The 12,264-nt window shown below is 59.9% G+C and carries 14 protein-coding genes; 7 read left to right on the top strand and 7 right to left on the bottom strand.

The window, feature by feature from the left end:
- Window positions 1-16: 16 nt before the first annotated feature.
- The 4 genes from IFT66_RS15430 to IFT66_RS15415 form a co-directional block, all read right to left on the bottom strand.
- Window positions 17-1,750, bottom strand: a complete 1,734-nt coding sequence (locus IFT66_RS15430; protein WP_192078148.1) for a hybrid sensor histidine kinase/response regulator — start codon at window positions 1,748-1,750, stop codon at window positions 17-19.
- A 95-nt stretch (window positions 1,751-1,845) separates the two neighbouring features.
- The gene (gene lspA / locus IFT66_RS15425) at window positions 1,846-2,352 is read right to left on the bottom strand and encodes a signal peptidase II (protein ID WP_192078147.1); all 507 of its coding nucleotides are present in this window, start codon (window positions 2,350-2,352) and stop codon (window positions 1,846-1,848) included.
- The gene (locus IFT66_RS15420) at window positions 2,349-3,209 is read right to left on the bottom strand and encodes a TrmH family RNA methyltransferase (RefSeq protein ID WP_192078146.1); all 861 of its coding nucleotides are present in this window, start codon (window positions 3,207-3,209) and stop codon (window positions 2,349-2,351) included. The genes lspA and IFT66_RS15420 overlap by 4 nt, the downstream gene beginning before the upstream one ends.
- Window positions 3,206-4,405 (bottom strand): class I SAM-dependent methyltransferase, encoded by a 1,200-nt coding sequence (locus IFT66_RS15415; RefSeq protein WP_446737918.1) that lies wholly within the window; start codon window positions 4,403-4,405, stop codon window positions 3,206-3,208. Before IFT66_RS15415 ends, IFT66_RS15420 begins: the two co-directional genes overlap by 4 nt.
- Before the next feature lie 133 nt (window positions 4,406-4,538).
- On the opposite strand from IFT66_RS15415, the gene IFT66_RS15410 reads away from it, so the two are divergent.
- Entirely contained in the window at window positions 4,539-5,009 is a 471-nt protein-coding gene (locus tag IFT66_RS15410; protein WP_092663762.1) for a CoxG family protein, read from the top strand.
- A gap of 10 nt (window positions 5,010-5,019) precedes the next feature.
- On the opposite strand, the gene IFT66_RS15405 is transcribed toward IFT66_RS15410, so the two are convergent.
- The 3 genes from IFT66_RS15405 to sppA all read right to left on the bottom strand — a co-directional run bounded on the left by IFT66_RS15405 (window position 5,020) and on the right by sppA (window position 6,818).
- On the bottom strand, window positions 5,020-5,397 hold the full coding sequence (locus IFT66_RS15405; protein ID WP_192078144.1) for a lipopolysaccharide assembly protein LapA domain-containing protein: 378 nt from the start codon (window positions 5,395-5,397) through the stop codon (window positions 5,020-5,022).
- Between the two features lie 117 nt (window positions 5,398-5,514).
- Window positions 5,515-5,814: an integration host factor subunit beta gene (locus IFT66_RS15400; protein WP_062454023.1), complete on the bottom strand. Its 300-nt coding sequence runs from the start codon at window positions 5,812-5,814 to the stop codon at window positions 5,515-5,517.
- Between the two features lie 47 nt (window positions 5,815-5,861).
- A complete protein-coding gene (sppA, locus tag IFT66_RS15395; RefSeq protein ID WP_192078143.1) occupies window positions 5,862-6,818 on the bottom strand; it encodes a signal peptide peptidase SppA in 957 nt (318 codons plus the stop codon).
- 213 nt (window positions 6,819-7,031) lie between these two features.
- On the opposite strand from sppA, the gene lptC reads away from it, so the two are divergent.
- From lptC to ptsN, 6 genes are all read left to right on the top strand, one after another.
- Window positions 7,032-7,709: an LPS export ABC transporter periplasmic protein LptC gene (gene lptC, locus IFT66_RS15390; RefSeq protein ID WP_192078142.1), complete on the top strand. Its 678-nt coding sequence runs from the start codon at window positions 7,032-7,034 to the stop codon at window positions 7,707-7,709.
- 12 nt (window positions 7,710-7,721) lie between these two features.
- Window positions 7,722-8,270, top strand: a complete 549-nt coding sequence (locus tag IFT66_RS15385) for an LptA/OstA family protein (protein WP_062454026.1) — start codon at window positions 7,722-7,724, stop codon at window positions 8,268-8,270.
- An 18-nt stretch (window positions 8,271-8,288) separates the two neighbouring features.
- On the top strand, window positions 8,289-9,089 hold the full coding sequence (lptB, locus tag IFT66_RS15380; RefSeq protein ID WP_371816128.1) for an LPS export ABC transporter ATP-binding protein: 801 nt from the start codon (window positions 8,289-8,291) through the stop codon (window positions 9,087-9,089).
- A 167-nt stretch (window positions 9,090-9,256) separates the two neighbouring features.
- Window positions 9,257-10,840: an RNA polymerase factor sigma-54 gene (gene rpoN / locus IFT66_RS15375; protein WP_192078141.1), complete on the top strand. Its 1,584-nt coding sequence runs from the start codon at window positions 9,257-9,259 to the stop codon at window positions 10,838-10,840.
- Between the two features lie 228 nt (window positions 10,841-11,068).
- Window positions 11,069-11,641 carry a ribosome hibernation-promoting factor, HPF/YfiA family gene (hpf, locus tag IFT66_RS15370; RefSeq protein ID WP_062454028.1) on the top strand — a complete coding sequence of 191 codons (573 nt, stop codon included), beginning with the start codon at window positions 11,069-11,071 and terminating at the stop codon, window positions 11,639-11,641.
- 61 nt (window positions 11,642-11,702) lie between these two features.
- Complete coding sequence (gene ptsN, locus IFT66_RS15365; protein ID WP_062454029.1) at window positions 11,703-12,167, top strand: PTS IIA-like nitrogen regulatory protein PtsN; 465 nt, start codon at window positions 11,703-11,705, stop codon at window positions 12,165-12,167.
- Window positions 12,168-12,264 lie beyond the last annotated feature (97 nt).

The following is a 12,264-nucleotide window of genomic DNA, read 5'->3' as shown; positions in this document are numbered from 1 at the left end:
CCCGTCAACGCGACTGTCAGGACTTGCTGGAGGCCTGCGCAAAAAGACGCAATTCCTCAATCAGAACAACCGGATCGAGCGGCTTCTGAAGCACTTTGCAGGCGCCCTGATCGATGACTTTGCGCCTCGCCTCGCCGCGGCTTTCGGCTGTCAAAACCATGACGGGAACCGGCTGCAGCGCGGTTCTGGAGGCGGCAGAGATGAGATCCATGATGTTGCCGCCGGGCATATGCATGTCGCAGAGAACGACATCCGGACGGCTTTCGCCAAGGGCTTCGATGAGACTTCCGAAATCCTCCACGGAACGAACCGTGTGCCCTGCCTTGCGCAGAACCGCGGCGACCAGAAGCGCACTGACGGGATCGTCTTCTCCGAGAAGAATATCGAGGGCCGGGCCGGCTTCCCGCTTGCGATCGACCGAGTTTGAATTTTCAGGGGCCGGCACGTCCATTACCGGGCGGTCGCGGGCGCCAAAACCACGCATGCGGCCACTCAGGACATCGACCAGCGATTTTTCGCGCAGCGGCCGGATCAGCCAGGCATCGAAATATTCCTGGGGTTGCGACGCCCTTTCCTCCGGATTGACCAGCAGAATACGGTGCAGCGGCGCGTGCGACGGTTCCCACGCGTAGTCGGAGGCCAGTCGGTGATCGACGATGAGATCGGTATAGGGCGAGCCTGTCGCTTTGGCCCGATCGATCAACAGCTGCACCTGGGCGGGATCGGACACATGCCTCCCACGGCCGCCGAGTGTTTCGATGCTGGAAACGGTCGCAAAGGCGGCCGGACCATCTGGCGCGAGCAGAAGCACGCGAGAGCCAAACAGCGAGCGGTTGCGAACGGCAGCACCGGCCGGCGCATCCTCGGCAAGACGCATGGGATAGCGGATGGTGAAGACGCTGCCATTGCCCTTGCGGCTGGAGACCGACAGCGAGCCGCCGAATTCGGCCAGGATGCGCGAGGCGATGCCGAGGCCGAGACCTGTGCCGCCGCTGCGCGTTTCCGCTGATCCTGCCTGTTCGAACGCACCGAAGATCCGGGTCTGCTCTTCCTCGGTCATGCCCGGGCCGGTATCGGCAACAGAAATCGCCACGGTCTCGTTCTCGATGAAGGCTCGAACCAGCACGCCGCCTGTGGTCGTGAACTTGACGGCGTTGCCGATGACGTTGAACAGAACCTGGCGAATGCGGGCAGGATCGAAGTCGAGAAGCTCCGGCACGGCGGCGGATACGGTGGCGGCGATCTCGATCCGTTTGCCATGGGCGCGGGGAGCGAGCATTTCCACGACACCTTCGATCAGCTGGCGCAGATCCGCTGCACGGTTGTTGAGACGGAACCGGCCGGCCTCCATCGTGGAATGATCCAGCAGATCTTCGACCAGTTGAGCCAGGGCGTAGCCGGACTGGCGGATACCGCTCAAGTAATTCTGCTGCTCCGCCGTCAGCTTCGTCTGACCCAAGAGGTGGGTCATCCCAAGAATGCCGTTCAGTGGCGTTCGTAGCTCATGGACGACGTTGGCGATCTGCGGAGAGCCCGAGACGTCGGCAGCAATGGCCTGTGGGCGGCGCCATTTGAGGATTTTCGTGAAGAGTGCGCGAAGAGCGCCTGGATGTCTCTGGACGTTCGCCGCGACCGGCTGCTCCGGCGTGCGGGGCACTCCATTCCATGCGGCGTCGTCAGACCCGTCCTTCGGCGCGAGCGACGTGAAGGCCTGTGAGATACGGTTCTGTATTTCGGCGATGTCGCGCATACGGAAATATTACCCGAGGTTTCCTTCCGAAGTCTTAGATCAATCCGGTAAAATTATGCCAATCGCTCGATTTCACAATTATCCGTCGAGCAAAATTACTTCTGCTCGTCTACGGATGCCGCCGCTTTGGGACCGAACAGCTCGTCGACAATGACGAGACCTGCACCGACGCTGATAAAACTGTCCGCGAGATTGAACACGGCAAACGACCAGGTGGCGGTGTGAAACAGGATGTAATCCACCACGTGCCCGTAAATGATGCCATCGATCAGATTGCCGATCGCACCGGCGATGATCATCGCATAGCCGAGATGGGCAAAGGGCCGGTCCTTGGGCGTGCGGCGCCAGAGCCACAGCACGAAGGCGACGATGACGAGGCGCATGCCGATGATGAACTCCCTCTCCATGCCGGACAGAAGCGAGAAGGCAACGCCCATATTATAGGTGCGGTAGAGCGCCAGAAACGGAATGACCGGCACCATCTGCTCGAGCGGCAGCGAATTCTCGACGGCGATCTTGATCGCCTGGTCGAGTAGCACGGCAATGATGATGAAGATGACCGCACTGATCGGTCGAGACAGGAAACCAACGCGAGCGGTCATAATTTATCCTCCAGCGTCAGCAGATGGCGGCGGGCTTCAAACAGCATGACTGCCGTCGCGACCGCGAGATTGAGCGAGTCCGCCCTGCCCTGCTGCGGAATTTTGACTGTGCGATCGGCGGCGCGGGCAAGGCTGTCTGGCAGGCCGGACTGCTCGTTGCCCATCAGGAGAACGACCGGTTTGCGGGTATAGTCCGCGGTGCGATAATCGACGGCGCCGGCCAGATGGGTGGCGACGACGCTGACGCCCGCTCCCTTTTGCCAGCTCAAGAATTCTTCCGAGGAGCAGCGGATGACCGGCATTGCGAAAATCGAGCCCATCGTGGCGCGCACGGTTTCCAGCGAGAACGGGTCGGTGCTTTCCCCGACCAGAAGCACGGCGGAGGCGCCGGCGGCATCGGCCGTGCGGATGATCGTGCCGAGATTGCCGGGATCGCGGACGCGGTCGAGCGCGACGAATGTCTGGTCAGCCTGAGGTTTCAGGTCCGATAGCCGCGCCCAGCGCTGCTCGAAAATGCCGACCACCATCTGCGGATTGTCGCGGCGCGTGATCGACGACAGAACCTTTTCGCTGACTTCGAGCACCAAGCCGCCGTCAGCCACGGTCTTTGCCGCGACCTGTTCGACCAGCGGCTTGGCCTTGGCAGCCTTGGCATAGACGAGCGTGCGGATCGTCCAGCCGAGTTCCAGCGCATCGATGACGAGTTTCAGCCCTTCCGCCAAGAAGGCACCGGCCTCTTCCCGGTGCTTCTTGTCGGTGAGAAGCTTGATGTCCTTGATGATGGGGTTGGCGAGCGAGGTGACCTCCTTCACCTGCCCGACGCGCCGAGGCCCGTTTCTGTGAAAATTATCGCTCATGCGGGTACCCAACGGCTGAAAAGAGAGGTGGAAAGTGCGCGGCCATGGACTTTGCCGTCAAGGCCCGCTTCCCGGATGACGAGTTCGCCCGATTCCACCACGCCATCTGCGCCGCGCATGGTTTCGCGCATCAGTTCATGGATGGAATAAAAGCTGGCGCGGATCGAATAGGCTGTTAGCACCAAGCCGACGGCCTTGGGCGACAGGAGCTGTCGGCAGACATCGAGCATCAGCGGCAAATGATCGAACAGATGCCAGACCTCGCCATTTGGACCGCGGCCGAATTTCGGCGGATCGGTGAGGATGATATCGTAGGTGTTGCCGCGGCGTTCCTCGCGCAGGATGAACTTCATCGCGTCTTCGCAGATCCAGCGGATCGGTGCTTTTTCCAGACGCGACAAGGACTGGTTCTCGCGACCCCAGCCGATCGCCTTTTTCGACGCATCGACATGGGTGACCTCGGCACCGGCGGCGGCCGCCACGAGCGAGGCGACACCGGTATAGCCGAACAGGTTGAGCACCTTCAGGGTGCGTCCGGCCTTGGCGGCTTCCTCGACGCGATCCTTCATCCACGCCCAGTGGACGATCTGTTCCGGAAATACGCCGACATGGCGAAATGCAGTGAAGCGGCCGTGGAAATCGATGCCGAGAAGGGCGAGAGGCCAGGTTTCGCCGAGCGTCTGCGCCGGAAAGCGCCAACGGCCCATGCCGTCTTCATCCGTGTCGCCGGTGAAGATCGCGTCGGCATTTTCCCAGATGTCGTCGGCAAGCGTCGGCTGCCACAGGGCCTGGGCTTCCGGGCGCACGACGCGGTAATCGCCGTATTGCTCAAGCTTCAGGCCGCGGCCGGTGTCGATCAGGTGGAAATCGCCGGCGCCGGACGATTCCAGAATGATCGGCACGCGTTCGGCTGGCAGATCGCCGCTGCGGGCAAGAAGCGGACGCGTTTCGACCGGTACGTGCGGTTGTGCCTGTGGTCTGTCAGGACGGCGCGACTGGGTGGTTTGGGCTTCGGCCCGACCTTCCGAGCGCGCAGCCTGGGGGCCGGTCGACCTGGTGCGGGTTGCGGCAACGGCCGGACGGCTGCCCGCTTCGCTGCGGCGCTTGTCCGGGCTTTTGGCAGGCGACTTAGGCGCGCCCTTGGCTGCTGGCTTCTCCGGGCGCTTGCCGGTCGGCCGCCTTTCCTTGTTCTTCACTGCGATCATCCGCTCGGGTTCTTGTCTTTCGCAGCAGATAGCATCTGTGCCGCGTTCTTCAAAGCCGGCAATAGCGTCAGATCTGTTTTCGCGCGCTTCCATGCCTATCTTATCAGCGAAACGGGAGATCGAGATGGATATCGAAGGGCAGGAACGGATCGCGGCGCCGCGGGATATCGTGTGGCGCGCGCTGAACGATGCCGAAACCATCCGCCAGTGCATTCCCGGTTGCGAGCGTCTGGAGTGGATTTCGGACAACGAACTTGCCGCCAGCATCAAGGTTCGCTTCAGCCTGATCTCGCTCGGCCTTGCCGGCACGATCACGCTTTCGAACATTGAGGCGGGAGAAAGCTACACGCTCGCCGCCGAAGGTCAGGGAAGCATTGCCGGCTTTGCCAAGGGGGCGGCCGATGTGCGGCTTGAGGAAGACGGCACTGAGACCGTGCTGCATTACATCGCACGTGCGCAAACCGGAGGACGGATTTCCCAGCTCGGTTCCAAGCTCGTGCGGTCGACAACCGAAAAGCTGGCAGCGAAATTCTTTGCGGACTTCAACGCAACGGTGATGGCGAAGACGGCGGAGGCCAGAACCGAGGGGCTCTGACCGCGGGTCGTTATCTGGCGGGAAGCGCGGCGTTGTTGGTCGGCGCGGGAACAAAGGCCTGGTTGGCCGGAACGACTGACGGCGACGGCTTGACCGCGGCAGTGTTCTCCTTTTGCAGACGGACGGCCTCGCGCGCTTCAATCCGGGCCTGTCTGCGATGCTTGCCCTGGCTCCACCAGGTCACGAATGAGCCAAGCGCCATGCCAAACAGGACGGCCAGGAACAGCAGCAGAAACAGCGGCGCCGTCAGCGACAACAGGCTGTCTTCCGGACGGAAGGGATTGAGCGCGAGCGTGACGCTTTGACGGTTGGCGACGGCCAGCACGATCAAAACGATGCCGAGGGGCACAAAGATCACGAGGCTCACAATCCTCTTGAACTTGGTCATGGTTTTCTCCCGGCAAGTGACAATCAAACGATGGATCGCCGGTCATCGCTGCCGGCGTCCAGTGCAGAATAGAGGGCGGCGTCATGCTTTCAAGTGTGACGCCTGCCTTCGAGGCGATCAATCGTCCTCGTCGGCCAAATCCGGGTTGAGGCGCTCGCGCAATTCCTTGCCCGTTTTGAAGAACGGCACCCATTTTTCCTCGACAAAGACGCTTTCGCCTGTGCGCGGATTGCGGCCGGAACGCGACGGACGGTTCTTTACCGAAAACGCGCCGAAGCCACGCAGCTCGACCCGGTTTCCGCCGGCGAGAGCATCAGTGATCTCGTCGAGGACCGCATTGACGATATTCTCGACGTCACGATGGTAGAGATGCGGATTGCGCGCTGCAACGATCTGCACCAGTTCAGATTTGATCACTTCTGCCCCCTGAAAAAAGTTAGGTGCCCCCTGAAAAAATTAGGCTTTCAGTCGCTTCCAACCTGCCAAACGGAAACCAGACCGTCAAGGAACAACTTGTCGGAGCCGAAGATCCGAAGCGCTGCCGGGGAAAGCTGGTCGCCCAGTCCGGTCATGCGGAAAAACTGCGACACGGCACTGGCGAACCAGAATGAGGACGAGGACTTGCCGTCCTTCCATTCGACCTCGGGCAGGCTTTTGGCAACGCCGCGGGTCTCCAGATAGGCACGGACCTCGTCTTCGCCGCCGAGTTCATCGACCAGCTTGACGGCAAGCGCCTGACGGCCGGTGAAGATCGTGCCGTCAGCGAGTTTGAGAACCTCATCGCGCGGCATGTTGCGGCGATCGGCGACAAGGTCGACGAACCAGGCGTAGCTGTCCATCACCATGTTGCGGATCATCGTCTTGGCTTCTTCGCTGGCAGGATGGAAGGGCGACGGTTCGGCCTTGAGCGGTGCGGACTTGATCTCCTCCAGCGACACGCCGATCTTTTTCAGGGCTTCATCGACCTGCGGATACTGGAAGATGACGCCGATCGAGCCGGTGATGGAGCTTTCGCCGGCGACGATATGATCGCCAGCAGACGCAATCATGTAGCCTGCGGATGCGGCAAGGGTGCGGACCTGCGAGACGACGGGCTTGGTTTGCGCGATATGGCGGATGGCCTTGAAGATGCGCTCGCCGCCATAGGTCGTTCCGCCCGGAGAATTGATCGAGACGATGAGCGCTTTTGCCTGGCTGCTATCGGCGATCTTCTCCAATCGCTCCAGCAATTCCCTGTCGTCGAGGATCATGCCTGAGATATCAACGCGGGCGACGTGCGCGATCGCGGAGTTGCCACTGGCGCCGACCGTGACCCGATACAGCGCGAAACCGATGCCGACGAGAAACACGAGGGCCGCAACCCGCCAGAAACTCAGTTTCCGACGCAACTGGCGCCGTTCAGCAATCCCCATCTGATCCATTCTCAATCCTCATAGCGAGCCAGCCCAAATAGGGTCCGGCTTTTTGTTTCAAGCGGGCATATCACGTTTTTATGTTGTCCATTATTGTTTGTTGAACGATAAAAACCATATTGAGGCCGCAGGTGAACAACTAGCGCCGCTTCCGTCGATCTCAACGCGGGCGGCCCAGTCATCTTTACGACAAATCTTGCCGGAAAGGACCGGACGAGCAGAATGCTGCAGCATATCCGCAACCCAGCCCTGGCCGGCGCTTCCCGTTCGATCGGGCAGTCGCCCGACGATATCTATCAGTCGGCACTTGCCCATTCCGCAAGGGTGCGCAAGCTCAAGATATTCCTGCCGATCAGTGCAGCCATCATCTCTGCCGCCTTTATCGGGGTGGCGATCGTGCGCGCCTATCTGCCGGAAAACCTGTCGATCGAAAGCGCGCGCATCGAGAATGGCAAGATCGTCATGGAACGGCCTGCGATTTCCGGCCGCAACAGCGACGGCATCAGCTATTCGATGATTGCCAATCGTGCATTGCAGGATATCCAGAACCCGAACATGATCAGCCTCGAAAACGTCAAGGCCGCCGTGCCGATCAATGACGAGGTCGTTGCGCGTGTAACGGCCGCCGGTGCCGACTTCGATCGTGGCGCCGACAAGCTGGATCTGACCAAACCATTCGACGTTAATTTATCCAACGGGATTACTGCGCGCTTCCAATCCGCCCGCCTCGATATACCGGGTGGATTGATGGATACGCCGGACCCGGTCAAAATCTCCATGGACGCGGGTTCCATTGTTGCGAACTCCCTGAAGATAACGGATAAGGGACACACAATCACCCTGATCGGCAAGGTTCAGGTCGACCTCGACCCTGCCCGCATCCGCAACCAAGGCAAATAGGGCACGGCCGCAATGACGAATCGACTCTTTCGTATCTCTTCCGCCGTAATGGCCACCGGACTGGTGTTCGGCCTTGCCTTTAGCGCGACCGCCCAGACCACCAGCAGCAAGATGGAAGGCTTGAAGCTTTCCAACGATGCGCCGATCCAGATCCAGAGCGACCAGCTGGAAATCAAGGATCAGGAAAAACGTGCCTTCTTCACCGGCAATGTGCAGGTGGTGCAGGGTACGACCACGATGAAGGCCGGCAAGATGACCGTGCTTTACAAAGGTGAAGGCGCTTCGGTGACCTCCGGCAGCACCGACATCGACAAGATCTTTCTCGACGACACCGTTTTCCTCACCTCGGGCACTCAGCAGGCGACCGCCGAAAAGGGCGAGTTCGACATGACCTCGCAGACCTTCGTGCTTTCCGGCAAGCAAGTCGTGCTTTCCGAAGGCGCCAACGTGTTTCGCGGCTGCAAGCTGACCGTGCAGATGGCGACCGGACAGGCGAAGCTCGATTCCTGCGGTGGCCGCGTGGAAATCATGCTCGACCCGAAGTCGCGACCTAAGCAATAGAAATCCAAGCCCTTGAAAATACCTTTCCTCTCCAACCGGTCCGCCGACCGGTCGCCCGTGACCGAACCTTTCATTGCACGCGACAAGGCGCGCTATGAGGGTACGCTGGTGGCGCATGGTCTTTCCAAGACCTATGACACGCGGCGCGTGGTGAACGGCGTATCGCTGGTCGTTCGCAAGGGCGAGGCTGTCGGCCTGCTCGGACCGAACGGCGCCGGCAAGACGACGTGTTTCTACATGATCACCGGGCTTGTGCCTGTCGATGAGGGCATGATTGCCATCAATGGCAACGAGGTAACGCATATGCCGATGTATCGGCGCGCGCGTCTCGGCGTCGGCTACCTGCCCCAGGAAGCCTCAATCTTTCGCGGACTGTCCGTCGAAGACAATATCCGGGCGGTTCTCGAAGTGCACGAACCGAACCGCGACAAGCGGGAAGCGAAGCTCGACGAGCTGCTGGAGGAATTCCACATCAGCCAGTTGCGCAAGTCCGCGGCTGTCGCGTTGTCGGGTGGCGAACGGCGTCGCCTCGAGATCGCCCGCGCGCTGGCGACCGACCCTGCCTTCATGCTGCTGGACGAGCCGTTTGCCGGTGTCGACCCGATTTCGGTGTCCGACATCCAGAACCTCGTTCGCCACTTGACGGCGCGTGGTATCGGGGTACTGATAACGGACCACAATGTCCGTGAAACGCTGGGTCTTATCGATCGCGCCTACATTATTCACGCAGGCGAAGTCCTGACGCATGGCAGGGCCGACGATATCGTCAACAATCCGGATGTTCGTCGTCTTTACCTTGGCGACAAGTTCAGCCTCTGAGGCCAGAAAGAATCTACTTTCCCGCTTCGTGCCGCTTGACCAAATCTATCAAAAAAGCAATTCTTGTGCCAGTTGAAGGATGGCACCGATAATCTCGGTGTCTTCCTCTCGACTATCGTGCGATGACCGCATGATTTTAAGGAGATCACGGGAGTTTCGCGTCCGCCATGGGGTTATCTGCCAGTCTTTTTCTGCGACAGAGCCAATCGCTGGTGATGACACCGCAGCTGATGCAGTCCATTCAGCTGCTGCAGATGACGCATTTTGAACTCAACCAGTTCATCGCGCAGGAAGTCGAGAAAAATCCGCTGCTCGAAATAGCGGCAGGCGACGGCGATGGTGATGCGGATTTAGGCGGGCTTGATCCCCGCGATCTGGAGTTTTCCGGTTCGCGCGAGGATGACGGACCGTTCGAAGGCCAATCGGCGGCGCAAGCCGATGTCGGCTCCCTCGACTGGTATGAGAGCGCAACCCGCGACGGCACGGCCAAGCTTGGCGATCACCTCGATGCCAGCCTTGAAAACGTGTTTCCCGACGACGCACCGGCACAGCGGCCGGACGCGCCCGAACTTCTCGGCCAGTGGAAATCGATGCCCGGCGGCGATGCCGGCGACGATTACGACCTCGACGATTTCGTTGCGGGCCAGGTGACCCTGCGCGACCATCTCGGACAACAGCTGCCTTTCGTGGTGACCGCACCGGGCGACCGGTTGATCGCCCAGGACCTGCTCGACCAGCTGGACGATGCCGGCTATTTCCAGGGCGACATAGAAGAGGTCGCGGCCCGTCTCGGCAAGGCGCCGGAGGCGGTAGAGGCCGTTCTCGTTCAGCTGCAAACCTTCGATCCACCCGGGGTATTTTGCCGTAGCCTGAGCGAATGCCTGGCGATCCAGTTGCGCCAGAACGACCGGCTGGACCCGGCCATGGCAGCGCTGATCGATCACCTCGATCTTCTCGCCAAGCGTGACTTTGCGTCTCTGCGCAAGATCTGCGGCGTGGACGACGAAGATCTGATCGACATGATGGCTGAAATCCGCAAGCTCAACCCGAAGCCGGGTGCGGGCTTCGAGGGCGGGTTCTCGCAGTCTATCTCACCCGATGTCGTGGTCCGGCCATCGCTTGATGGTGGATGGAACGTCGAACTCAATCCCGATACCCTGCCGCGCGTTCTGGTCAACCAGACCTATTTCAACACGGTCTCCAAACACTGCCCGAAGAACGGCGAAGATCACAATTTTCTGTCGGACTGCATGCAGACGGCGAACTGGCTCGCCCGCAGCCTCGACCAGCGCGCCAAGACGATTATGAAAGTGGCAAGCGAGATCGTACGCCAGCAGGATGCCTTCCTGCTGCACGGCGTCGATCACCTGCGACCGCTCAACCTAAAGACGGTGGCAGAGGCCATCAAGATGCACGAATCCACCGTCAGCCGCGTCACCTCCAACAAGTATGTGCTGACGCCACGCGGCCTGTTCGAACTGAAATACTTCTTCACAGTGTCGATCGGCTCGGCGGAAGAAGGTGGAGACACCCATTCGGCCGAATCGGTGCGGCATCGCATCCGGTTGTTGATTTCTCAGGAGCTGCCGAGTGCCGTCCTGTCGGATGACGACATTGTCATCAGCCTCAAGCAGGGCGGTGTCGAACTTGCGCGCCGGACGGTGGCGAAATATCGCGAGGCGATGAATATTCCGTCATCGGTGCAACGCAGGCGGGAAAAGCGCGCCATCGCGAAACTGGCAGCGTTCTAGCCTCACATATCGAGGGCAGTCATAGGCGACCCGGTATTCGCCACACGTGCCGCACAGATTGACATTCCGTTAATGGCAGTTTAGAGACCCGCCGCAACCTGACCGGGCGACACGGGATCTAAACCAATTCCCAAACCAATTTGGCCCTGCCATTCGTGAACCGCTTGGATCAAGAGGCCGGTTGGCGTAGACTGGAACATGCAAGTCACGACAATAAGGAGTAACTCCATGAGTGTGCGTGTATCCGGTAAACATATGGAAATCGGCGACTCGTTTCGACAGAAGATCGAGGACCACATCGGCGGTGCAGTGACCAAATACTTCGACGGGGGGTATTCGGGTCAGGTGATCGTCGAGAAGTCCGGCTCGCGTTTTTCGGCAGATTGCAAGGTGCATCTCGATACCGGGATCGTCCTGCATGCGGCCGGAGAAGCGAATGATCCACAGGCAAGTTTCGATGCTGCAGCGGAGCGGATCGAAAAACGCCTTCGTCGCTACAAGCGTCGACTGAAGGACCATCACGCCGGCAATCACGCGAACGGTTTTTCCGAAGTGGCTTACACGGTCATGGACCGTGTACCGGATGAAGAAGACGACGTGCCAGACGATTTCGCACCGACCATCGTTGCGGAAAGCACGAAGCAGTTGATGACGATGTCCGTTGCGACCGCCGTGATGGCGCTCGACATGACGGACGAACCGGTCCTGTTGTTCCGCAGCCCTGGAAAGGAGCTGAACATCGTGTACCGGCGCAATGACGGAAATATCGGTTGGATCGATTCCACCGGTATGAAGAACTAAAAACTCTCGGGAGAGCGCCTTTGGCGCTCTCTTCGCCCTTCGCGGCAAAAGGATGATAAGAATGGCTTTGGCGGATTTGCTGCAGCAAGATGCGATTGTTCCTGCCCTTAAAGTGACCTCCAAGAAGCAGCTTCTTCAGGAACTTGCTGTGAAAGCGGCCAAGCTGACGGGTGTTCCCGAGCGGGAGATCTTCGACGTCATCCTGCAACGGGAGCGGCTGGGGTCGACGGGCGTTGGCCACGGCATTGCCATCCCACATGGCAAGCTCAGCAGCATATCGTCCATCAAGGGCGTGTTCGCCCGCCTGGAATCGCCGATCGACTTCGAAGCGCTTGATGACGAGCCGGTCGATCTTGTGTTCCTGCTGCTCGCCCCAGAGGGCGCCGGCGCCGACCACCTGAAGGCGCTTTCGCGTATTGCCCGCGTATTGCGCGATCAGGATCTCGTTGCCAAGCTTCGCAAGACCGATTCCGCGTCGGCAATCTACGCCTTTCTGAATGCAGAACAGGCAAACCACGCCGCCTGAGGCGGATCTATACTCCTTTTCTATAGAGTAAAGCCGACCGCTCGCACTCGAATGGAGCGGCTAATCTTGTTTTCGAGCCCTCTTTAGAATTGCCTTT

The organism is Rhizobium sp. CFBP 13726 (assembly GCF_014841925.1).
Taxonomy (GTDB): domain Bacteria; phylum Pseudomonadota; class Alphaproteobacteria; order Rhizobiales; family Rhizobiaceae; genus Neorhizobium; species Neorhizobium soli.
The sequence above is the reverse complement of the archived record's forward strand: the minus strand, read 5'-3'. Positions and strand labels throughout refer to the sequence as shown.